This window comes from Bacillus manliponensis (assembly GCF_000712595.1).
Classification (GTDB): Bacteria; Bacillota; Bacilli; order Bacillales; family Bacillaceae_G; genus Bacillus_A; species Bacillus_A manliponensis.
Genome location: NZ_JOTN01000005.1, coordinates 85,775 through 110,419, shown reverse-complemented (window position 1 = coordinate 110,419; position 24,645 = coordinate 85,775). Strand labels below are relative to the sequence as shown.

The window sequence follows — 24,645 nt, the reverse complement described above, 5'->3', positions numbered from 1 at the left end:
TCAAAAAAGGAGGGGAATCGATGCTTGATCAACAAATAAAAAGATATCTTACAAATTTGCAAGACATCTCTGATCGTAATGAAATAACGAAAAAAATTTTAGAAGGAGCACAATATTTTTTCCCATTCTCTAGAGTAACTATCCTTACTTTTTCCCCTATCAATTTTATTACAGAACTTTTTCTCACAAAAGAAAAAGATACATTTCCATCCCATCATTTAAGAGATGATATAAGAAACTTACCATATTTTTTAGAGGCTGCTATTAAAGAGAAAACCGTGTACATAATAAATGCAAAAAAAAGCCAAACCCCAATAAGATATATTGAACAATTCAATTTATGTACTTATTTAATTGTCCCCTTACGTTATGCCAATACCATTGGCGGATTTATTGTTCTTGATCAATACGAAAACTCTCACCCTTGCAATCATCAGATGGTCCAATCAATAGAATCTTATTTTTTACTTTCTGGAAAACTTCTTTATTCAACGATGCTCCCTAAACAGTTCATATCCTTAAGTAAAAGAGAAACCGAAGTTCTTCAGCAATCAGCATATGGATATTCTAATAAAGAAATATCTAACTTGTTAGAAATTAGTGAGTTTACAGTACGAGATTACGTAACTTCAGCCGTAAAAAAATTGAACGTATGTAACAGAACACAGGCAGTTGCTGAAGCTTTGAGACAGGGGCTTATACAGTAGACAACTTGAAAATATAAACTCTCTAACATTTTGATTTCCTTTATCGATATTTGGTACGATTTCACCGACATTTTCATCTATAATACCAAAAAGAAGTTTTAAATTCATTTGCACATCCATCAAGTATTTTCATTTAAAGCTACTTACATTTTTATATATAAAGAAACACCTCAATAGTTAATTTTTGTCTAACCATTGGGGTGCAGTTCAGTATTAGTGAAACCACTCGGGCCTTTACGAGTTGTTAATCTTCCATTTAAACTTCTTCGCTTTTTCTCAAGTTTTAGATTGAAGTCTTACAATCCACAAATAACAGCTTAAATAAAATAACTAAAAGTAGATGAACGATTACTACAAAAACCTCTTCCATCTGTTATTGATTTAACCACTTACTGTTATAAAGAACAAGGCAATTTTTTAGGTGAAAAAAGATGTTCACACACTAACCTACTTGTATATCATATTTTACTACTTTATCATTTTCATCAAACGAAATAAGAAGCGTTTCGATGTCAATTGGAAAAAAGCTATGTAATGATGTACCAAGGTAGTACCGTACTTCATTATGAGTACTCACCTCTGGAATCTCACCTTTTCCTAACAGTTCAACAATTTCATTTCGCGTTTTTCCTACTAGCTGATGTTCCTCTAACAAATTATCAATCATCAAAACACGTTTATCTTCATCCTTCGCCCATCGCTCTACGTCGAACTTTGAATTCTTTTCATTTATACCAAGAATAATAAACAAAATAAGAAGTGGAGCAATTCCAATTTTCACAAAACCGAGCAACTTTCTTTTCCTATCTTTTCTATCATCTATCCTAGTAAACTTGTATACAATCCCTGCTATAAATGTTAAAAAGAAAAATGGTGATAAAATGAAGATGATACTTGGAATGCTCGGCAAAACGTGAAAACTATCTACAGTATATGCAAGCACTAAACTGATGAATATATATAACACAAAATAACTATAAAAGCTTATCCATAGCAAAACATCTTTTGTTTTCATAAATCTATATCCCCCTTGTTATCTATATAAATACAAGTTAAAAAACGAACAAACACTCTTCTTTTTCGGTAGAAGAGTAGGTTCCTCCATGTGCAGTAGCGGTCAGGGCCTTTTCCTACCGCGCGCTATGTTACAACAAATGGATGAAATGAGTACGTTTGTCATTCTTATATACGTCGCAGCTACTTTTGTGTGAAATGGTCATGTTGGATATATATACCAACGCCCTCTTATAAGTTAAAAATCTCCTCTATTAACTTTCAAACTATAAATACCATCCCCGTAGTAAACAACAAGATAAACTAGAGAAAAGGAATATAAAATTTACGAAACCCATAAGAAAATAGTTTCTTACTTTCTCGAAATCGTTTATCTCCATCACTAGTTCCCATTACAACCGAAATCATTCTTTTATCCCCTTGCATCGCCGTCCCTGCAAAACAATATCCTGCTTCATCTGTAAATCCGGTTTTTAGTCCGTCAACACCTTCAAAATATAGCTTTCTATTAGCTGGATACAGCATTTTATTTGTTGTAGTTAATATTCCATGATGAGACTTCAATTCATATGAAGTTAATTTTGTTATATTTACTACAGCTGGATAATTGTTTAATAAATATTTCGCTAATTTAGCTACATCTAAAGCGGTCATTTTTGACTCTTCTCCTCTTTCATTTTCAAGTCCTGTTGCATTCACAAAGCGTGTATGCTGTGATAACTGTAAGCGCTCCGCTTCCTCATTCATCAGCCTTGTAAAATCCCTTTCACTACCAGCTATATGCTCAGCCAATGTAATAGCCGCATTATTTGCTGACGATATTACCATCGCATGAACTAACTCTTCAACCGTTAAACGATCACCAGCTTTTACATCAATTTTTACTCCTTCACTATTTGCAGCATGTTCACTCACTGTAACGTAATCTTCCCAGTCCAACATTCCTTGTTCAATCTTCTCTAACACAATGTACTCTGTCATCAATTTTGACATACTTGCAGGAGCAAGAGGCATATTTTCATTTTTTTTATATACAACTTCCCCAGATTTCATATCTATTAAAACAGCAGACTCTGCTTCAATAGTAGGCTCTTTCATATAAATCTGAACGTAAAATAGCAACATACCGATTGCAAAAACCAACAAAGAAAGATAAATCGGCCTCTTTAAAAAATTCATTTTTCTAACCCCCATTTGTTTATGTAAGGTTAGTGTAGAACACAATATTTAATAGAGAGGAAAGAAAAGTTAAAGACTTTCTAAAGATTTATAAAGACTTTAAAAAAATAAAAAAGAACCCTCAAATTACAAAAAGAGCCGTAATTATACACACGGCTCTTTTTTACTATTTATCATAACGTGAAGCTTAAATTAACTTACCAATATCCTCTTTTGTTGGAATGGAAGATATCGCTCCTTTTCCTGTCGTAGTTAGGGCACCACTTGCATTTGCAAAGGTTAATATCTCTTGCCAATACATATGAAGTACCTGTTCTACGTTTTGCTGGCTTACGCCCTTCTCTAATAATTTATACAAAAAGCCACCAATAAACGCATCTCCTGCACCTGTTGTATCTTGTACTACTACATCATATCCAGTTGATTCATACTGTCTATCCTTCACATATAATTCCGCTCCTTGTGCTCCTTTTGTATAAATAACAGCTTTTACACCCCCTATAAATAAAGAATCAATCGCTTCTTTTGTATTAGGAATACCTGTAATAAACGTTAATTCTTCATCTGAAATTTTAACGATATGTGCACTCGGAATAAACTCCAAAATCGTTTTTCTACAATCTTCAGCAAGTTTCCAAAGTGGCAAACGTACGTTAGGATCAAAGCTGATAATCGCTCCTTTTTCTTTAGCAGAACGAATCGCTTTTACATGTGCATATTTCATCGGACTTTCTACTAAATCAACAGAACAAAAATGAAGAATATCACCTTTTTCAAACCATTCTTCATCTATTTCCTTTTCGCTGAGCAATAAATCTGCAGAAGGATTACGATAAAATGAAAAATCGCGCTCACCATCTTCACGCAATGAGACGAAAGCAAGACCTGTATTCGCTTCATTCGTTCTTGTAATCTTTTCTGTATTTACACCTGCTTGCTGTAATTGTTCTAAGAGGAAATCACCAAATGCATCAGCACCCAACTTTGTAATCATAAATGCCCTTCCCCCGTACTTCGCGACAGTGGCTGCTACATTCGCAGGTGCACCTCCAGGAACTCTTTGAAACTCTACCACATCTTTTAACGATTTTCCTTTTTGCATGGGAATGAAATCAATTAAAACTTCCCCAATTGAATATAATTTTTTCATATATTTCACCTCTTCCCTTATTCCCTCTTGTTGCTGGTCACGTTACACTTCCCTTATCTATAAAGTGAAACTTCTTTCCGAAACACTTTCAACTTTACTGTAAACGTTGTTTGTGCTGCATCGCTACGGACTTCAATAGTCCCATCATGTAGTTCTACAATACTTTTTGCAATTGCTAAACCAAGCCCCGAACCTCCTGTATAGGTAGAACGTGATTTTTCCACCCTGTAAAACCGTTCGAATATGTAAGGTAAATCCGCAGCCGGTATCATATCACCATAATTGGTAATTTCTATTGCAACCGTATCATCCACTTCACGGACTGTAATATCTATATACTTTCCGTCTGCTCCATATCTCATCGCATTTACAATCAAGTTTTCAAATACCCGTACTAACTTATCTCCATCGGCAAGAACCATGAGATCCCGTGATGAGAGAAACTCTCGAAACTCCATATTCATTCGCTTTATATCAAATCGATATTGTACAACTAATTGTTCGAGCATCTCAGTAATATAAATCGGATCTTTATGCAGATGAATTCCTTTATTTTGAAAACGAGTGTATTCAAATAAGTCATTCATTAAATGGTTTAATCTTAGCACTTTATCATGGATGATTTCTATGTAATAACGTAGTTCTATTTCATCACGGTACTTATCTTGTTGAATGAAACTAACATATCCAACGATAGATGTTAACGGTGTTCGTAAATCATGCGAGACATTTGTAATTAAGTCTTTTTTCGTTTGTTCTATTCTTCGCTCTTCTTCAATTGATACTTTTAGCTGCTTTGCGATATTGTTAATTTCTTTTGCTAAGTCTCCTAGCTGTGTATTTGGTAATACGTTAATTTCATGCTCGAAATTAATATTACCAATAAGCCGAATTTCTTCCAAAATTTGATTAAAGTATCTTTTCAAATATAGTCTTTTTTCACGCATGTAAAACAGTACGATATACAAAAGAATAAAGATAAAATGCAAGAAATAATATAGCATACCAACGAGACGTTCTAAATGCCTCGGTCCATAAGCCTTCGAAAATTCTACCCGAACTGTATGAAAGGTAACAGAAGTCACATCAAGGCCCCAAAAAATTACTTCTAACAGATAAAGTGTACTTAGCGCTAAACATATTGATAATAAAACATATATACACATTTTCCATTTCGGAATTGATTTAAGAATTTGCCATGAATTATCGTTCAATTTTATACCCAACTCCCCAAACAGTATGAATAATTTTCTCACCTTCTAAAGCAACTTCTAACTTTTCCCTAATGTTACTAATGTGAACCATTACTGTTTTATTGGAGTCACATGCTATATCTTTCCACACTAGTTCAAAGATTTCCTCAGAACGATATACTCTTCCAGGGTGAGATGCCAACAAGTATAAAATTTCAAATTCAATTGGTGTTAGCTTTATATTATTATTTCCAGCTTTCACCGTATGAGTTTCTTTATTAATAATAAGAGACTTAATTTGTATCGTATTTCCTTTTTCATCTTGTTTACTTATATTTTGAAAAGAAGACCTTCTTAATAAAGCTTTTACTCTGGCAACAAGTTCTAATGGATTAAAAGGTTTAATCATATAATCATCAGCACCTGTCATTAACCCTAATATTTTATCCATATCTTCAACTTTTGCACTTAACATCAGAATAGGAATATTACTGAATTCTCTTATTCGCCTACAAACTTCTATCCCGTCTATGTTTGGCATCATAATATCTAATATCATTAAATGAGGCTGTTTCTCCTCTATAACTTCTAACGCCTCCACACCATTAAAAGCAGTATGAATAACATATCCTTCGTTTCTTAAATACAGCGCAACAAGTTGCACAATTTCTGGTTCATCATCAACAATTAAAATATTTGTTGTCATAACATTACGTCCTTCCTACTATTTTATACGATGTTGCGGTATGAAGTAGCTGTTCTACATTCTATTTAAGTGCAAAAAATGAAACAGTGTCAAGCATAAGAAAAACCACCATCGAAAAATTCAATGGTGGTTTCAGCAATCATTTATTCATTCATACAAACCTTATTCTACTTCAGAAACAATAGTAAATCGCTCATTCATATGCTGAGGATTTTCTATTTCATCTATAACGGCAATTGCATAGTCTGCATAACTCACATAACTTTGTCCGCTACGATTCACAAGTAGATGGTCCTTTCCTTTTTGATAAGAACCTGTTCTCTTACCTGCTGGATCAAAAAAGGCAGCACGGCTAAGGAATGTCCATTTAATAGAACTGTTTTCTTGTAAAATAGCTAAGTTTTCAATCAGCCCTTTTCACACTGCATTATTTTTTAAAACCTCTCTTCTTTTGCATCTTCTCAAACACATCAAATTGCCCTAAATATAAAAATAGACGGTCAAATGTAAAAAGATACATCCAAATAAATATACATCCTATTAATGAAACAAGTGCTGTTGGTAAACCAATTAATAGAAACTGAACTATCACGCTACTATATGACGTACGATATCTATTGAAATAAGAAATAGATAAGAGAAATATAAGGAGTAGTATGACTAGTATCGTTCCCTTTTTTATTGGCTCTTTTGTCCACTGAACAAACTCTTGTCCATAACTAGTAACGAAGACTACAAAAAGTAACATTACCGCTATAACCATTGTAACTTTTGCTAGTTTATTTATTCCAAGTGCTCTAAAGAACCGCATACTCGAAGCTTCAAGCATACGCTTATAATATGGATCAACAGCTGAAGCTGAAACCCATTTATCCATTTTTAAAAATTGATATTCTTTTTCCTTTAAATGTTCATCTGCAATAAATGTTTTTATATTTTGTTTATAAAATTCATATTTACTCATTTTATAACCATCAAGCATAAGAGAAAAGGCTTCTACATCGGAGAAAGAATCTAAATCCGTTCTTACGTCAGAAAGACACCTTTGCACACACTCGTTCACTCCAAATTCTTTAGCGGATGGTTCTATTTCATACGAGCGACACTTACTTGAAGGTTCACCATGCTTCTTATAATAAGGTACTTCCTCCACTGGCAATCCTTTTTTCAAATGTAAGAATACAACATGATCTAAATACTCCTTTGTCAATGTTGAAAGTTGCTGTTCCTGAACATGGTCCATTAAAATGCTATTCGTACGCGTTAACACACTAGGAATTTGCACACCTGGTTCTTTTTCGTCATTCATCTGTCCTGATGCATCACTTATAATGAAATGCGTACATGGATAATTATGATCAAGTAATCCAATAATTCCTTGATTATCATGAACACCGCCATCTACTAACTGTACACGAACGCCTTCATAGTATAGGTTACTAATTGCCAGCGGAGCGAAAACACCTGGGAGACACGCTGAGGCAGCAACAGCTAAACCTAATTCAAAATCTCCATGTTCGCATATATCTTTGTATGATTTCACCTTTTTAAGTATAAAGTTTTTATCGATTTCTCCATTTAAGGGATTTGATTGTAATACTTCGCTAAATTCGGGTTCGCCCATACCTTCTGCACGAAAACACCAGTTATGTCCATTGTTTAAAACAGTAGCATTTATCATAAGAGTAGGCACTTTCGCTTTTCTACTGCTATTCCCTTCTTTCGGACAAAAAGAAGATGATTCATCACACGGTTGTACCTTTAAATATCTCATCTGTATTGCATCTGTATTTTTAGGATTTAAAACATGACGATACAAATATTTATCATAAAGCTCACCAATATGATCGCTTCGTGAATAATTAGGTAAGCTCATTCTTAAGTTTTTTATTGGATTAAGAAACGTGCGCAATCGAAAGTTTCGCTGAACAGCTTTCAAAAAATCGACTTCAATTTTCACAATGATTTCTTGATAGTCTTCATCTGTAATTTCATCGTCTCTTTTTTCTTCAAGCAATTTTTTGACATGAAGATAATAGAGCGCACCAATGATAGAACCACCTGATACAGTAGATATAACTTCAACATGCCGAAGTATACCAGAATCCGCCATTCTCGCCAAAACACCAATATGAAAAAATGCTGCACGAAACCCTCCACCTGAAAGTGCTAAGCCAAGCTTTTTTGATTTCTCTTCTACCATTGTCGTATCCTCCTTTCTCTATTCCACAAGAAAATATTGTAAACGTTATTCCTATGTTTCCTTTTCCTAAATGGTTTATGCGATGTTACATAATTTTAAGCAAGGAGGATATGAAACTACTCTTTTTCTTGGTCTATATATGCAAAAACTTCACACAAACCGGCTCTGGCACCTCTATACGAGAATGTAATACCTTTAACTGCCCTGTTTCCTTATCTCTTAAAAACAAAGCGAGATTATTCGACTTCTCATTCGCCGCAACAAGGAATGTACCAGTTGGATCTAATTCAAAATCCCTAGGCCAATGTCCTTCTGTGTGTGTATACTCAATAAATTGTAATTCTCCGGTCATATCATTCACTTGAAACAGAGCAATGCTATTATGCCCTCTATTTGCTGCGTAAACAAAACGACCATCAGCTGAAATATGAATGGCGCTACCATAACTCTCCTCACTCCAATCTTTAGGAAGAGTAGAAATCGATTGAATTTCTTGAAAACTACCATTCTCAGCATGATATATTAACACAATAATTTCTGAACTGAGTTCAGTCATCATATAAGCATATGTTCCATTTGGATGAAAAGCGAGATGTCTTGGACCACTTCCAGGCTTAATACGTAACTCATTCACTTTTGTTAAAACTCCGTTATGTAACGCATATGTAACAAGTTGATCCGTTCCTAAATCAACAGCGACAACGTATTGCTGATCTGGTGTAAACGCTGCGTAGTGTGTATGTGCTTTTTCTTGTCTTTCTTCATTTGGTCCTGAACCTTTATGTCTAATAATCGATGTCACTGTTTGTAATTCTCCATTCACAACATATGATTCAACTGTTCCTTTATGATAGTTCGCAATAACTACCGTTTGATTTTCATCATCAACATTTACATGACATGGTGGTGCTCCATCTTGTACTTGTATATTTAATAATTCAAGACTTTTCGTTTCATGATGAATCAAAAAAGCTGCTACGCCACCTTGTTTGCCTTCTTTCACAACTGAATATAAGTATTTGTTATCTTTGCTAATTGCTAAGTAAGTAGGATTCTGTAAACTACTCGCAACTTCTATATCTGTAATGATTCCTTTCTCTGTATCGAGTTTAAAACGATAAATCCCTTTACTCTCACCTCGCGTATACGTTCCGATATATCCAAACAACTTATGATGACTCATCTATACCGCCTCCATTTTCACACAAAGTAACGGCAAACGACGTTCAGGAAAGACCGTTGATTGTATCTCGCCAATTCGCTCTGCCCCCATTTTCAAATAAAAAGCTTCTGCATACGGATCGCTATCGATTGTAAAATCTTCTATATGCAGCTGTTTAGCTTGCTGTAACAAGTGTGACCATAGCAACTTCCCAATACCTTTTCCGATATAATTTGGATCAATAAATAATGCATCTAGTTTTCGTTCTGTTATTGAAAGACTATAAAAACCTATTACTTCATCACTTTCCTCTATCACATAAACAAGATTATTCTCGATATATGTTTCCGTAACTGTTAAATCAACTTTACATTTTTCCAAAAACTCTTTTGAATAGCCCCAATACGCTTTTGACTTGTAAGCTAGATCACTAAGCCTATTACTATCTTCTTTCTTTGCTTTTCGTATCATCATTCCACCCCCTTTGTTTCAATTTTACAAAAATTAATCTTTTTTTGCATTAGAAAAGCCACCTAACATACGATTAGATGACTTTCATAACAACGGAATATCCCTATAAACATATATTTTTTCAATACTGGTGTAACAACGATTAGCTATACTCTATTTCTGACGAGGTTTCCTCCATAGATGGCATATATAATTTTTCATATGTCTTTACAATTTCTTTTTTATTACATTTCCCTACACTCGTTTTTGGGATTTCGTTCACAAACAAAATTTGATCTGGCAATTGCCATTTTGCGAAAGTTGCATATAACAGACTATCTAATTCCTCTCTTGCAATTTCTTTCTTATCTTTTGTAACAACAAGGGCAAGCGGACGTTCTTGCCATTTTGGATGCGGAATACCAACAACTGCTGCATCAAGAATATTCGGGTGACCGATTAATATATTTTCCATGTCGATTGAAGAAATCCATTCTCCACCACTTTTAATAACATCTTTAATTCGATCTACAATTTTTACATAGCCATTTTCATCAATCGTACCTGCATCTCCGCTACGCCAATATCCTTCATGAAAATGATTAGCTGTTTCTGGAGCATTATAATAGGAACCTGTAATCCACGGACCTCTTACGCGTAGTTCTCCAACAGTTTTCCCATCACGTGGAACCTCTTCACCCGTATCAGGATTACATAATTTTACATCAATTCCTGTCACCGGCAATCCTTGCTTTCTTCTTATGTCCCACTCTTCTTCTTTTGTTAATTTTCCTTTTAAAGTTGGATTGATATGATAATTAATTGTAACCATTGGTGTTGTTTCTGTTGCTCCAAACGCATGAACAATTTCTGCTCCTGTTAGCTCTTTAAAATTTTTCATTAATGAAATTGGTGGCTCTGTAGAACCAGACAAAAACCTTGCTTTTGACAAATTAGGGGGAGTCTCTAATGTTTGAATATAATGCAACATTGGAAGAAAAATAGCTGGTGATCCCGCTGCAATCGTTACATTCTCCAGTGATATTAAATCCACAAGAAAAGATGTTTCTTCTGCCACATACCGACCCGGAAAAATCATTTTCGCTCCCATCATAACAGAAGTATGAACAAGCCCCCACGACTGTGCATGAAACATCGGTACAATCACCAATAAGCAATCATGACTATTTACACCAAAATAAGCAGCTTCTACCATTGTATGAAGATAAATATTACGATGCGAATAATATACGCCTTTCGGTTTTCCGGTTGTTCCAGATGTATAGGATGCACTATAAGCTGTTGTTTCGTCTATCATCGGCCAATCATAACTATCACTTTCTTCTTCTATCATTTCTTCAAAGTGATAAATTGGCGATAATGTTGTTTTTATTTCTTTCCTTGGCTTATTTGACATAATGATAAACCCTTTAACTGTCTCTAAGCTTGGAGCAAGTGCCTCCGCTATAGGCAACAAAGATTCATCAACAAAAAGATATTTCGCTTGCCCATGATTGACTATATAAGATAAATCATCTACAGCGATTCGTAAATTCATTTGTAACATCGTAGCACCTATACCCGGGATTGCAAAATATAATTCAAAATGTCTATGAGAATTCCAATCTAGCACTCCAAGTCTATCCCCTGAATGTACGCCAAGTTTATTTTCGAGAAAATTAGCAATTTTCATCATCCGTGTGTACGCATCTTTATACGTATATTTCTGAAACCCATCATTATTACGATACAAAATTTCTTGATTTGGAAAATTACGTACTGCATGTCTCATAAAAGTTGTTGTATTCAATTGATAATCATTCATAGATGTAGACGGAAATCCTTTTACCATTCTCATGTATTAAGTCCCCCTTCTCTATCATTAAACTGATTATTTCTTTTTAAAAATGAATATTACATTCATAGCTTAGCCGCGCTATATGCTGTTACTACACACGCTCCACCTAATCCGAGGTTATGCTGCAACGCAATTTTGGCATGTTCCACCTGACGGCTGCCAGCATCTCCTCTTAGATGCCAAACTAGTTCTGTACATTGCGCTAAGCCGGTAGCCCCTAAAGGATGCCCCTTCGACATTAAGCCGCCCGAAGGATTTACTACATATTTCCCACCATACGTATTATCACCGTCTTGAATCAGCTTTTCTGCTTCGCCTTCTTCACAAAGTCCTAAACTTTCATACGTAATGACCTCATTTGGTGTAAAGCAATCATGTAACTCTACAACATCAACATCTTTCGGTTCAATACCGGCTTGTTCATACACTTGCTGAGCAGCACGCTTTGTCATATTAGATCCAACTAAATGAATATGATCTTTTGTACTACTTGGCAAATCCGTTGTCATTGATTGAGCGATAATTTTCACTGCATTTTGCACATTATGTTTTTTCATAAAGCGTTCGCTGCATACAACTACAGCTGCTGCTCCACATGTTGGCGGACACGCCATAAACCTCGTTAAACCTGGAAAAACAACAGGAGCACTCATCACTTCCTCTAATTGAAGATCTTTTGTAAATAAAGAATATGGATTATTTATAGCATGTCGTCTTGATTTCACAGCTACTTTCCCATAAATATTAGGGTTTGCACCATATTTCTCGATATATTCCAATCCAGCTGCTCCAAATACTTTTAATGCAATTGGACCATCAGGTAAGTCCTTACTTAACTCATCATAACGATGATGAATCCATTGAAAAGGTGATGTACGATCAGTCCAATGCTCACCTAAAGAACCTGGTCTCATCTCTTCAAAACCAAATGCTAATACACACTCATGCAAACCACTTTCTACTGCTTGCCGCGCCATATAAAGCGCTGTTGATCCTGAGGAACAATTATTATTCACATTGATAATCGGAATACCTGTCATTCCAACTTGATAGAATGCTGTTTGCCCGCATGTACTATCTCCATATACATAACTAGCATACGCTTGTTCCACATCTTTCAACTCGATACCCGCATCAGCTAATGCTCCCGTTATCGCTTTTGCTGCCATCGTTTCATACGGCTCATGTTTCCCTGGTTTTTCAAATTTCACCATACTTACACCAATAACCTGTGCTTGAGCTACCATATTAATAACCTCCTTTTTTAATATTCACATATATATCGATAGCCCTTATACTCATCTCGGTGCCATTCTAATACCACCATCCAGACGAATCACTTCTCCATTTATATACGCGTGCTCCATAATAAAAGTTGCCATTTCTGCAAACTCAGATGGTTTCCCTAACCGTTTTGGGAACTCAACACTTTCAGATAACTTTTGAATCACTTTCTCGGATAACCCACTAGCCATCGGTGTCATAAATAGTCCTGGGGCAATTGTATTAACACGAATACCAAACTGAGATAAATCACGAGCTGCCGGCAATGTCATCCCTGCCACCCCTGCTTTACTTGCCCCATATGCCACTTGTCCCATCTGGCCATCAAAAGCAGCAATAGAGGCAGTATTAATAATGACACCTCTTTCACCGCAATCTGTAAGAGGGGCGTTATTCTTCATTTCATTTGCTGCTAATCTCAACACATTGAATGTACCAATTAAATTAATACCAACAATTTTATTGAAATTCTCAAGTGACAATACGCCTTGTTTCCCAATCGTTTTCCCAGGCGTCCCCACTCCGGCACAGTTCACACAAATATGAATTGCACCAAAAGCTTCAACTACTTGACTAATTGCTTGTTGAACAGATTCTTCATCTACTACATTTACAAGAAAATATTGAGCACTCTCTCCTAGTTGATCCACTACGGCCTTTGCTACCGTTTCATTTATATCAAAAACGGCTACTTTTGCTCCCTTTTCTATTAATCTCATTGTTGTTGCTAATCCTAATCCAGACGCTCCACCTGTGACAATCGCTACTTTATCTTTTATATTCACTTTTATTCCCTCCTACAATATTTTTCTCTTTCAATACTTGAACTCTCGCCTCACTAAATCCAGATTCTCTTAAAACTTCCTCTGTATGTTCTCCCGTTTGTACCCCTGCAAATTTATAAATAACCTCCTCCTCTGAAAACTTAATCGGAAAGGCGATTTGTTGCTGTGACCCTCCGTTTACCTTTGGCACAGTAACGATCAAATCTCTCGCTTTCGTATGTGGATGGTGAACTGCTTCTGGAAATGTCAAAACAGGCTCAACACAACCGTCAAAGTCATCTCCAAGAAGCGCTAACCACTCATCAAATGTCTTTTGCTTTATAATTGTAGTTAACTTCTCTTTAAACATCCGTTGTTCTTCCCTACAAGAACTCATACTAAGCTTCATTAACTGCAAATCACCAATTAACCCACATAACTTTTTTTGAAATTTTGGTTCTAAACTACCGATAGAAAGATAACGACAATCTTTTGTCTCATAATAATCGTAAAAAGTACCTCCGTTTAGTAACATAGATTCCGCTTTCGGTTCTATCCCGCCTACTAAATATCCAGCACCATAAATTGCGTTGAGTGAAAACACAACATCTGTCATACTAATGTCGATAGACTGTCCTATCCCTGTTTTTTCCCGGTGATACACAGCAGCTAAAATTCCGATTACCGCTGGCATAGATCCTCCTGCAAGGTCAGCAACTTGTATACCAGCAGGAACAGGAGCTTCGTTTCTTCTGGCGGAATAACTAGAAACACCCGCTACTGCTAAATAATTATTATCATGCCCAGCTTTGTCCTTTAAAGGACCTGTTTGTCCATATCCAGTAATAGAGCAAAAGATCAATTTCGGATTCACCTTTTTTAATTGCTCATAGCCAATACCAAGTCTATCCATTACTCCAGGCCTGAACTGCTCTACCACAATGTCATATTCTTGCACTAATTTATATACCACTTCTTTTGCTTCTTCTTTTTTTAAATCTAATGATAATGATCTCTTTGAGCGGTGAAGGTGAGCAAAAGCAGCTGATACATCTCCATCTACTGGAGGAACATACTTCAGTAAATCTGTCCGAATTGGCGATTCTATCTTTACAACATCCGCCCCCATATCAGCTAACATCATCGTAGCGAATGGACCTGGTAGTAGCGTTGAAAAATCTAAAACTTTCAGCCCTTTTAAAATCCCTATCATAACCTCCTCCTATCTCACTTTCCAAATAAATCTTTACTTATAATCTCTTTCATAATTTCTGATGTCCCGCCATATATTCTTTGCACCCTTGCATCTGTATAAGCTCTTGATATCGGATATTCTTCCATATACCCATAACCTCCAAATAGCTGTAAACATCCATCAGCTACTCGTCCTTGCGCTTCTGTAGCTGATAATTTCGCTATACTCGCATCCGCTGTAGATAACTTCTTCTCCTCTAACAAAGCTAAACACTGATTCACATACGCTCTATTTACTTTTGCCTCTGCCTTCATTTCTGCCATCTTATGACGAATGACTTGTAGCTTACTAAGCGGCTTTCCAAACGCTGTTCGTTCTTGCAGATACTGAAGCGTAATCTCTAAGGCCCCTTCCATCGCACCGCATGCTCCGACAGCTAAAATCGTTCTTTCACGAGGCAGTTCCTCCATAAGCGTCACGAAGCCTTGATTGTATGTGCCTAACATTTGACTTTTCTCCACACTAACATCTTCAAAAAAGACTTCTGATGTATCAGCTGAGTGAAGACCTATTTTCTTTAATTTTTTTCCTTTCACAACGCCACTACAATGTTCATCGACAATAAAAAGTGTTGTCCCCTTTGAAGCTGGGAGTGATGGATTTGTTTTCGCAACAACTACTACAAAGTCAAAGTGTTGACCGTTTGTAATAAATGTCTTTGAACCATTAATCACATAGTTCCCAGCCATTTCATTTTCAACCGCTGTTGTCTTTATCCCTTGCAAATCACTGCCAGCATTAGGCTCGGTCATAGCGATTGCGCCAACATATTCACCAGTTGCCATTTTCGGTAAATACTGCTGCTTTTGTTCTTCTGTTCCTACATTTAAAATGTAATGAGCTACGATATTAGAATGAACAGCAATACTTGAAGAGATAGCGTTATACCCAAGCCTACTGAATTCATCAACGACGGTCGCTGCAAAATGTAATGGCGCTCCCATCCCCCCATATTTTTCAGGAATATCGACGCAGAGAAAACCAGCATGCCCTAACTTGTTCCACAATTCTCTCGGAAACAGTCCATCTTCTTCCCACTTCATGTAATAGTCTTCAATTTCTTTTTTTGCAAAAGCATCGATTGATTTTCTTAACAACGTCATTTCTTCTTCAATAGCTACTGAATAATACATACCTTCTCCCCATTTCAAAAAAAGTGTATACCATTATCAATTGCAATTTTCATGCCAAGTTTTTTCTATTGAATCACACAGTTTTTTTGCAACGCATGTGTTAATAATTGTTTACAAAACAATGTAAACTGTAAAATAAATTAACAATTAATTGTTAACGCTTACAATTAAATTTGATATAATATCGTTTACAAGGAGGGGTTCCCATGCTGATTACCGAGATTATGTCGACAAATTTTAGTTGTTGTAAAAAAAGCGATACGTTATATGATGTACTTTCAATGTTCGCAAAAACGCACTCTAACATACTTCCTGTTGTTGATGATTTCAATCATCTAATAGGAGTGATTACCAAAAATAAAATTATTACAGTGTTAGCAAGCAAGCCTGCTTTCCACCTCACAATTGAGCCATATTTTCATTCAAATCCAATCTATTTACAATCAAATGACACTGTTGAAAAAACAAGACAACTTCTCTTACAGCATCAAATTGGTCACGCTCCAATTGTAGATGAAGACATGACTCCAATCGGTGTTATTTCCACCCAACAACTTCTCAGTTTATATAACGTTGCATTAAATAAGGTCGAATCGCAATTTGAACTATTATTTCATAACTTAAACTTCGGCTTATTATCTATCAATACAAACTTCCAAATTAGCGCTTCTAATTCACTAGCCCATCAACTATTACAGACAAAAGAATACGAGATTCATGCATTCCAAGAGAAAAAAGAATTATCCACCATCAAAATATTAATTGAAGAGATTTTACAAGGAAAATCTACTGCAACAAAAAAGCAACTTATATTACATGACTTAAGTTTATATGTGCACTGTTATCCACTGTATAATCATAAAATGCTAGTTGGTGCCATGGTCATTATTGAAGATGTAACAAAAATCGAACAAACCATTAATGAGCTTGAACTCACAAAAGAATGGGAAAAGAAATTACGATCCGTCATCGAATTTGCATATGATGCGATTATTCTTATCAATAAACAAGGTAAGATCACGATGGTTAATAAAGGGTTCACAGATTTATTCCGATTACATAGTAAAGATGTTTTACATCAATCTGTCACCACATTATTCCCTGATTTAAACATTGAAAACGTCATTAAAAATGGAATGAGCATTCATAATGCTCCGCAAATTATTGCTGGGCAACAATCTCTCATCTCCATTTTGCCGATAAAAGATAAAGAAGAAACGATTAGTGCGGTTTGTAAAGTAACATACCGGGGCTTAACGCATTTACATGAAGCATTAACAAAAGTGAAGAAACTTGAAAAACAAGTACATGCTTATCAAAATAAAATTACAGAGTTAAAAGGGACAAAATATACTTTCTTTGATATCGCCGGGGAATCAGCTGTAATGAGACAAGTAAAACACGAAGCAACTTTAGCAGCTAAAAGCATGTCTACTGTATTAATTATCGGAGAAAGTGGCACGGGAAAAGAACTATTTGCCCAGGGAATCCATGCTGCCTCCAATCAAACAGGCCCTTTTATCCAAGTGAATTGTGCAGCTATTCCTGCAGAACTACTTGAATCTGAATTTTTCGGTTACGCAGAAGGAACGTTCACAGGTGCTAAAAAAGGCGGTAAGAAAGGAAAATTTGAATTAGCCCAAAATGGGACCATTTTTTTAGACGAAATTGGAGATATGTCTATGGAATTACAAACAAAAATTTTACGCGTTTTACAAGAAAAAGAGTTTCAACCAATCGGTAGTTCAAAAACTATTCATTTAAACACAAAAATTATCGCCGCTACAAATCAGCCAATTGAAAGACTAATAACTGAAGGGAAATTTAGAGAAGACTTATATTACCGATTAAACATTATGAGATTAAATATTCCACCTTTGCGAGATAGAATAGAAGATTTACCAGATATTATTCAATTTATTATAGATCGCTTAAATCAAAGTGGTTTTTACATTAAAGGTATCACCCATTCCGCTCTAACAACGTTAATGAAACATTCGTGGCCAGGCAATGTAAGAGAGCTCCACAACGTGTTAGAACGTGCAGCCAATGTGAAAACGCATGATTACATCGATACTACAGATCTCTCCATTTCCAACAATACAGAGGCAACTGAAAGTAAACAACAACCAATCGCATCATCCTATAAAGAGAGACTATATTCAACTGAAAAAGAAATGATTATCACCGCTTTAAAAGAAACGAATGGAAACAAAACGAAAGCAAGCCAATTACTTGGCATTAGTCGACCATGGCTGTATGCAAAAATGAAGAAATACAGTTTGAAAGATTTATAAAGTGAAACTTCTTCGCACTCCTCAAGTTTTGATCGGGGAGTATTACAGCACGTTAATGCGGGATAAAATAACGAATAAGCCACTTAATAAACATTAAATGGCTTATTCGTCACTACCCGATACCTTATTAATTTGATACTTCTTCTACTTTCTCTGTATCGCTACTTCCGTTCAGTAACACAACTCCCCCAATAATAAGTACTAGCCCAATAAACATCGTCACATTAAAAGGATCATTCCACACTACAACACCAATTACTGCTGTGAATGCTGTTCCTATCCCAGACCAGATTGCATACGCTAAACTTAATGGGACAGTCTTTAAACATAGTGACAAGAAATAAAATGATATTCCAAAACATATAACTACACCAATCGATGGTGCTATATTTGTAAATCCATCTGACAATTTCAGCATTGTTGTACCGCATAGTTCACTCACAATCGATACGGCTAAAGCAAAATAACCTTTCATATGTAACCTCCAGCAAGAAATTAATGTACTCCGTCAGTTGCTAGCTTTAAAACGACGACACCACCAATAATAAAAACTAACCCTAAAAACTTTTTCAGGTTAAATCCTTCTTTATAAATGACAACACCAACGATTGCCGTTAATGCCGTTCCGACTCCAGACCAAATTGCATACGCCGTGCCTAGCGGAATTGTTTCCAGCGCTAGCGATAACATATAAAAAGCGGTTCCAATGCCAACCACTACTCCGATAGAAGGCAGTAATTTTTTAAAGCCGTCTGATACTTTTAACATAGAACTACCAAATACTTCACTTATAATTGCTACTGCTAATAAAATATATGGATTCAACATAAACCTCTCCTATTCAAAAATCACAATTCACTACCTTACACATTTTCTCACCTAAACAATTCAATTTCAACGACTTGTTTGTTATATCATATCGCTTTGTGTCACAATAGAGTTTTAATTATACTCCGCTAATTATTTTTTAAATTTCCGATCATATTACATACCTATAAATTCCTCTATCACTCCATCGTTTTCAATGATTTCAATAGAGAACTCTTACAAATAGTTTCCCTTTTCGTTGGTAACTGGTTCTTGAATGCGTTGTTTATTGAAGCGAACCACTCTTACACCTAGACAAAATACGTTGTGGTTCCACTCATTTTTCTTCTACTATACAAAAGAATTTATGATTTTTATAAGTTATCTCATCAGAAAAATAGCAAAATCTTTCAAACCAATATCAATTACAACTAACGAAAGATGAATTAGGGAATACTCTATTGACTCGGTGAAAACATCCCTGTTATCCTATGTACATTGTTCACTAAATGCCATCTATCATAGGTTTTTCCTGTGCTAGCGTGTGCTACAGCCGAGAAACACTGTATTTTCCCGAAAATGACTAAGCATACTTAATGAATCCATGAAACCAATATGTTCTAACTTTACATCCTAGATTCCATCTCGATAATTGGAGGTTTTCTTTTGAAAGTTATAGTAAATAAATTTAAAGAAATGGGTTACAACCATATTGTATTGTACACCATAATAGCACTTTGTTTTGTCGCATCAGTTTTTTTTGTAAATTATAATTATTCATTCTATGAACGCCCGATAGCGAAAGTCATCGAAACGAACCTAGAAGATTCAACTGAAGTGAATGATATGTATGAAAATGAAGATCGACTATTCACCCAAAGTATAATAGCCGAATTAAAAAATGGAGAAGAGAAAGGGAAAACCATTCATTTAACGAATGAATATTCTTCGTCCGGGGCTTATGACCAAGAGTATCATATTGGCGATGATTTGTTTGTTTCAATTGATACAAACAAACAAGAAAATACTGATTTAACTGGTACCATCCAAGATGTAAAACGTGATAAATTTGTTTTAATTGTAGCATGGGTTTTTATCTTGACTTTACTGATTGTTGGAAAAAAGCAAGGACTGTTTTCTATCATTAGTTTAGTAGTCAATGCTCTCTTGTTATCATATGCTTTAGATATTTATTTGAAAACATCAGGCTCTAGTTTATTATGGATATGCGGTATAAGCGTTATTTTATTTACTATTATTTCTTTATTACTTGTTAACGGTTTTAATGAAAAAACATATGCTGCTATTATCGCAACCCTACTTGGAACCTTTTCTTCGCTATTAATTACCTATCTTGTTATGCGGTTAACATCTGAAAACGGCCTTCGATATGAAGAAATGCAATTTATCACTAGTCCTTATCGAGTCGTGTTTATGGCAGGATTATTTGTGGGAGCTTTAGGAGCAGTAATGGATGTAGCCATTACAATGTCTTCTTCTATTTTTGGTTTATATGAAAAAAATAACGATATATCAATAAAAGCACTTAAAACTTCCGGATTGGAAATTGGAAAAGATATTATGGGAACGATGACAAATATTTTATTTTTCGCCTATATTAGCGGTTCCATTCCAATGCTAATTTTGTATTTGAAGAATGCTTCTCCATTGATATTTACTCTTTCAATGAACCTCTCATTGGAATTAGCTCGTGCCTTAGCAGGTGGTATTGGAATCGTGTTAACTATTCCAATCGGTTTATATATCTCTATTTTTTTCATTAATCGAAAGAAGGTAAGACAATGAATGTATTAGTATGTCTAGCAGCCATTTTATTTATATTGATGAGACTAATTGGTGGAAAAAAAGGAACACGTTCATTTCTCGCTTTATTCTTCAACTTTGGGGTGCTACTCTTTTCCATACTTATTATGACAAATCCAAATGCAAATCCAATTATAATAACGTTAATTGCATGTACAGTAATTAGTTGTATTAACCTATTCTATATTAATGAAGTGAAACCTATAACAAAAACGGCTTTTATATCTTCTATTATCACCATTTTGATTCTACTTTCTTTTATTATCATTGTGACTGAAAATGCTATGATTCAAGGGTTTGGTGAAGAAGAAGCAGAAGAACTCGGCATATTTTCTCTTTATATTGGAGTAGATTTTGTTAAAATTGGAGCTTCTGTAATTATTATGAGTACAATTGGTGCCATTACTGATACTGCTATTGCCATTTCGTCTCCTATGCGTGAAATCTTTCATCATAATCCATCAATTAGTAGAAAAGACTTATTCACATTTGGATTAAATATAGGGAAAGATATTTTAGGAACAAGTACAAACACATTATTTTTCGCCTTCTTTGGGGCTTATATGGCCTTACTTATATGGTTTAAAGATTTATCGTATTCTTTTGGAGAAATCATAAACTCAAAAATATTTAGTGCTGAAATGATTACAATCTTTTGTTCTGGAATTGGTGTTGCACTTGTCATCCCGATTACTGCATGGATTACTGCCTATTTCTTAATAAAAACAAAAAAAAATGAAGCATTTAAATAAAGTGAAACTACATGCAATGGGGAGTATCCCCCATTGCATGTAAAATGTTCAAACTTTCAGGTGGACGTCTTACAGTCCGCGAATAGCGCGATTTAAAAACAGCCCTTTCAGATCGACTAATAGGGCTGTTTTTTACTTCTTTATATCCACTTGTCAATTTTTCATCTGTTTTTTTGCAGGTAAAACATTACTTTCTATCTTCTCGTATAGGGAAAGTAATTGCTTTATAAAAGACATTTTCGGCGCAAACTTATATACGAATACTGCCGAAAGAATACCAATTAACGCCCCAACTGCAACATCAAGTGGATAATGTACACCAACTAAAATTCGAGAAGTGGCCACACAACATGCTAGTATCATCCATATCCAGCCCTCTTTTTTTCGAACGAGCCAAATGGAAGTACAAATGGAGAAGAACAAGATTGTATGATCACTAGGAAATGAATTATCGATTTCATGCTGAACAAGCTGATTCACATCGGAAAGTACCGCAAACGGCTGGTGATTCGAATGAAACAGCCCAACTGTTTTCCCAATTACCTCGGCAAGTATAAAAGCAAACATAGAGTGAATCATCATCATTCTATTTTGTTTCGAACCTGTAAACCAATAAAAAAGCATAAGTAAAGCTAAAAAATATACTGTATATTCCGCGACGAATATAATCATTGGCTCTAGTGATGGATACTGTTTGCCTAAATCATTTATCGCTCGAAATGCATCAATGTTGTATTGAAACAAAGACATTTAAAAACAACCTCCAAACTTGCACTAAAAGTACCATAAAGTATGTATATCATTAGATTTCAAATACATGGTCATAGCTCAGTATAATTATTAAATGTCTTCTCAACCATCTAAACACCTTACATTTACCTTACAAAGATGTAAGCTGTTACATTCTTCCTGTATAATAAAAGTCACCTAATCAATTAGGCGACTAAATAAAAATATTTATTTAATTTTTACAAAACGCTACACCGAAAACCGTCTTTTCCCAAGGAACACTTTCAACCCATATTCGTCCATTATTTTTTTCTATTAATGCCTTTGCAATCGCAAGGCCTAAACCACTCCCTCCTTGTTCAGAATTTCTTGATTGGTCACCACGATACATTCTTTCAAACACACGATCTAACTCAGACTTTAAAATGCCAGGTCCATGATCCCAAATAAGTATTTGAAACTCTTGAGAGGTTTCAATAATCTCTATACCTAGCACCTTTCCTTCTTTTCCGTATAGCATTGCATTCTTTATGAGATTCCCGATGATGCGTACAATACTTAAATAGTCTGTCTCAATTAAACATTTTGTTTCAGGAAGAGTAAGCTTTAGTTCTAACTCATTTTTCTTAATTTCAGGTAAATATTCAATCAACACTTCCTTTATAATTTCACTTACATCTATATTTTCTAGCTGCATCGGGATTTCATCCGCATCTAATTTTGCCATATTAAATATTTCATCAATCAATTGTTTTAAATTATTAGATTTCCTTGAAATAATCTCAAGGTACTCCTTTCTCTCCTCATCAGTATCCGCTATCCCATCTTTCAAAGCGTCCACATATCCAATAATAGACGTTAATGGTGTTCGAATATCATGAGAAATACTAGATAACAGCCTTTTTCGTTCCGTTTCAGATTGAATTGTTTGGATTTGATTTTTTTCTAACTGTTCAATTAGTTCATTTGTAGCAAACATTACTTCATTAAATATATCGTCTTCATTTGCAAATAATCTCGTTTTTAAATTCCCATTAACTGCACGCCTTATCTCAGAAGTCATTTGCTTTAACCTGCGAATGAACCGAATCCTTAATAATAACAGAACAATTGTTACGAAAAGTAACGTACCGTATAAAACTAGCTTAGCGAATGATAATTGATTATTCACTTCGCTAAAAAAAGCCCCTGCAATAAGTATAAACTGTAGAATAATTAGTAATGTGATCTTATCACGATTCATCTTTCTCACCTACAAACTTATACCCTATCCCCCATACCGTCTGAATAAACTGCGGATTAGATGGATCTGCTTCTATTTTCTTTCTTAATTTCCGAATATGAACCATTACAGTATTATCATCCTCTAAGTAATCACTACCCCATACATTTCGAAATAGCTGAGACTTCGTGAATACTTGCTCAGGATTGGAAGCTAAAAATTTTAATAATTCTAGTTCTTTCGCAGTTAGAGAAACCTCTTCTTCTCCAACATAAGCGATATATTTTTTCATATCAATTGAAAGTCCTTTAAATTTCACAAATGCTTTCCCTTGCGAATCACTATCACTTCCTAGCACTAAGAACCTTCTCATAAGAGCTTTCACCCTTGCGACCACTTCATTTATACTAAAAGGCTTTGTGATATAATCATCCGCTCCTATACTTAAACCTAACACTTTATCTGTTTCATGATCTTTAGCAGTTAACATTAAAATAGGTACATTTGTTTTCTCTCGTAATCTTCTGCAAACTTCAATACCATCCATTATCGGCATCATAAGATCTAATAGAACGAGATTATATTTATTTGTATCAAATAATGAGATAGCTTCTGCACCATTTGCCGCTACATCCACTTTATATAACTCTCGTTCCATATATTTTTTTAATAAATCTCGAATTTCTTTTTCATCATCAACTATAAGAACTCGAATTTCTTTCATAACTAACGCCCGCTTTCATTATTTCTATGGGAAAGTAATCCTTATACAAAAAACAATTATCCCGCTATTTACGGGCTGTAAGACTCTCACCTCAAAACTTGAGAGAAGAAAAGAAGTTTAGGTGGGAACAGCCCATAAAAGCCCGATTGGTCGGGCTAACACTCATTGGGGGATGAAGCCCCCCAATGAGTGAAGTTTCACTTTATTTTCCATTAACTATAATTCTATATTA

22 protein-coding genes and 1 pseudogene are annotated in these 24,645 nt (G+C 35.1%); 4 read left to right on the top strand and 19 right to left on the bottom strand.

The window, feature by feature from the left end:
• Positions 1-20: 20 nt before the first annotated feature.
• Entirely contained in the window at positions 21-707 is a 687-nt protein-coding gene (locus tag BAMA_RS08020; RefSeq protein WP_034638092.1) for a helix-turn-helix domain-containing protein, read from the top strand.
• A gap of 442 nt (positions 708-1,149) precedes the next feature.
• On the opposite strand, the gene BAMA_RS08015 is transcribed toward BAMA_RS08020, so the two are convergent.
• From BAMA_RS08015 to BAMA_RS07955, 14 genes and pseudogenes are all read right to left on the bottom strand, one after another.
• Complete coding sequence (locus BAMA_RS08015; RefSeq protein WP_034638090.1) at positions 1,150-1,722, bottom strand: hypothetical protein; 573 nt, start codon at positions 1,720-1,722, stop codon at positions 1,150-1,152.
• Positions 1,723-2,024: 302 nt separating this feature from the next.
• Entirely contained in the window at positions 2,025-2,900 is an 876-nt protein-coding gene (locus BAMA_RS08010) for a D-alanyl-D-alanine carboxypeptidase family protein (RefSeq protein ID WP_034638082.1), read from the bottom strand.
• A gap of 187 nt (positions 2,901-3,087) precedes the next feature.
• The gene (locus BAMA_RS08005; RefSeq protein WP_034638080.1) at positions 3,088-4,050 is read right to left on the bottom strand and encodes a carbohydrate kinase family protein; all 963 of its coding nucleotides are present in this window, start codon (positions 4,048-4,050) and stop codon (positions 3,088-3,090) included.
• 53 nt (positions 4,051-4,103) lie between these two features.
• Entirely contained in the window at positions 4,104-5,264 is a 1,161-nt protein-coding gene (locus BAMA_RS08000) for a sensor histidine kinase (RefSeq protein ID WP_034638078.1), read from the bottom strand.
• Positions 5,254-5,949 carry a response regulator transcription factor gene (locus BAMA_RS07995; RefSeq protein WP_034638076.1) on the bottom strand — a complete coding sequence of 232 codons (696 nt, stop codon included), beginning with the start codon at positions 5,947-5,949 and terminating at the stop codon, positions 5,254-5,256. The genes BAMA_RS08000 and BAMA_RS07995 overlap by 11 nt, the downstream gene beginning before the upstream one ends.
• A gap of 162 nt (positions 5,950-6,111) precedes the next feature.
• Positions 6,112-6,354, bottom strand: a pseudogene (locus tag BAMA_RS23895) (NAD(P)-dependent oxidoreductase); the annotation flags it as partial.
• A gap of 22 nt (positions 6,355-6,376) precedes the next feature.
• Positions 6,377-8,152, bottom strand: coding sequence for a patatin-like phospholipase family protein (locus BAMA_RS07990; protein ID WP_051758893.1), 1,776 nt, complete (start codon positions 8,150-8,152; stop codon positions 6,377-6,379).
• 133 nt (positions 8,153-8,285) lie between these two features.
• The gene (locus BAMA_RS07985) at positions 8,286-9,335 is read right to left on the bottom strand and encodes a lactonase family protein (RefSeq protein WP_034638073.1); all 1,050 of its coding nucleotides are present in this window, start codon (positions 9,333-9,335) and stop codon (positions 8,286-8,288) included.
• Positions 9,336-9,785, bottom strand: coding sequence for a GNAT family N-acetyltransferase (locus BAMA_RS07980; protein ID WP_415782901.1), 450 nt, complete (start codon positions 9,783-9,785; stop codon positions 9,336-9,338).
• A 142-nt stretch (positions 9,786-9,927) separates the two neighbouring features.
• Entirely contained in the window at positions 9,928-11,622 is a 1,695-nt protein-coding gene (locus BAMA_RS07975) for a long-chain-fatty-acid--CoA ligase (protein ID WP_084157934.1), read from the bottom strand.
• 62 nt (positions 11,623-11,684) lie between these two features.
• Positions 11,685-12,869 (bottom strand): lipid-transfer protein, encoded by a 1,185-nt coding sequence (locus BAMA_RS07970; protein WP_034638069.1) that lies wholly within the window; start codon positions 12,867-12,869, stop codon positions 11,685-11,687.
• Positions 12,870-12,920: 51 nt separating this feature from the next.
• Positions 12,921-13,691 (bottom strand): SDR family oxidoreductase, encoded by a 771-nt coding sequence (locus tag BAMA_RS07965; protein ID WP_034638067.1) that lies wholly within the window; start codon positions 13,689-13,691, stop codon positions 12,921-12,923.
• Positions 13,675-14,883 carry a CaiB/BaiF CoA transferase family protein gene (locus BAMA_RS07960; RefSeq protein WP_338022282.1) on the bottom strand — a complete coding sequence of 403 codons (1,209 nt, stop codon included), beginning with the start codon at positions 14,881-14,883 and terminating at the stop codon, positions 13,675-13,677. The genes BAMA_RS07965 and BAMA_RS07960 overlap by 17 nt, the downstream gene beginning before the upstream one ends.
• Before the next feature lie 14 nt (positions 14,884-14,897).
• Positions 14,898-16,058 carry an acyl-CoA dehydrogenase family protein gene (locus BAMA_RS07955; protein WP_034638066.1) on the bottom strand — a complete coding sequence of 387 codons (1,161 nt, stop codon included), beginning with the start codon at positions 16,056-16,058 and terminating at the stop codon, positions 14,898-14,900.
• Positions 16,059-16,264: 206 nt separating this feature from the next.
• Here BAMA_RS07955 and BAMA_RS07950 point away from each other — a divergent pair, with 206 nt between their 5' ends.
• Entirely contained in the window at positions 16,265-18,355 is a 2,091-nt protein-coding gene (locus tag BAMA_RS07950; RefSeq protein ID WP_034638065.1) for a sigma-54-dependent Fis family transcriptional regulator, read from the top strand.
• Between the two features lie 127 nt (positions 18,356-18,482).
• Here BAMA_RS07950 and BAMA_RS07945 read toward each other — a convergent pair whose 3' ends face one another.
• Both BAMA_RS07945 and BAMA_RS07940 read right to left on the bottom strand, forming a co-directional pair.
• On the bottom strand, positions 18,483-18,830 hold the full coding sequence (locus tag BAMA_RS07945; protein WP_034638064.1) for a DMT family transporter: 348 nt from the start codon (positions 18,828-18,830) through the stop codon (positions 18,483-18,485).
• A 20-nt stretch (positions 18,831-18,850) separates the two neighbouring features.
• Positions 18,851-19,180 carry a DMT family transporter gene (locus BAMA_RS07940; RefSeq protein WP_034638372.1) on the bottom strand — a complete coding sequence of 110 codons (330 nt, stop codon included), beginning with the start codon at positions 19,178-19,180 and terminating at the stop codon, positions 18,851-18,853.
• Positions 19,181-19,828: 648 nt separating this feature from the next.
• On the opposite strand from BAMA_RS07940, the gene BAMA_RS07935 reads away from it, so the two are divergent.
• Positions 19,829-20,968 carry a YibE/F family protein gene (locus BAMA_RS07935; RefSeq protein WP_034638063.1) on the top strand — a complete coding sequence of 380 codons (1,140 nt, stop codon included), beginning with the start codon at positions 19,829-19,831 and terminating at the stop codon, positions 20,966-20,968.
• On the top strand, positions 20,965-21,738 hold the full coding sequence (locus BAMA_RS07930) for a YibE/F family protein (protein WP_034638061.1): 774 nt from the start codon (positions 20,965-20,967) through the stop codon (positions 21,736-21,738). Before BAMA_RS07935 ends, BAMA_RS07930 begins: the two co-directional genes overlap by 4 nt.
• Before the next feature lie 153 nt (positions 21,739-21,891).
• Here BAMA_RS07930 and BAMA_RS07925 read toward each other — a convergent pair whose 3' ends face one another.
• The 3 genes from BAMA_RS07925 to BAMA_RS07915 all read right to left on the bottom strand — a co-directional run bounded on the left by BAMA_RS07925 (position 21,892) and on the right by BAMA_RS07915 (position 24,413).
• The gene (locus tag BAMA_RS07925) at positions 21,892-22,488 is read right to left on the bottom strand and encodes an undecaprenyl-diphosphatase (protein WP_034638057.1); all 597 of its coding nucleotides are present in this window, start codon (positions 22,486-22,488) and stop codon (positions 21,892-21,894) included.
• Positions 22,489-22,699: 211 nt separating this feature from the next.
• A complete protein-coding gene (locus BAMA_RS07920; RefSeq protein ID WP_034638054.1) occupies positions 22,700-23,710 on the bottom strand; it encodes a sensor histidine kinase in 1,011 nt (336 codons plus the stop codon).
• Complete coding sequence (locus tag BAMA_RS07915; protein WP_034638052.1) at positions 23,700-24,413, bottom strand: response regulator transcription factor; 714 nt, start codon at positions 24,411-24,413, stop codon at positions 23,700-23,702. Before BAMA_RS07915 ends, BAMA_RS07920 begins: the two co-directional genes overlap by 11 nt.
• Between the last annotated feature and the right edge of the window lie 232 nt (positions 24,414-24,645).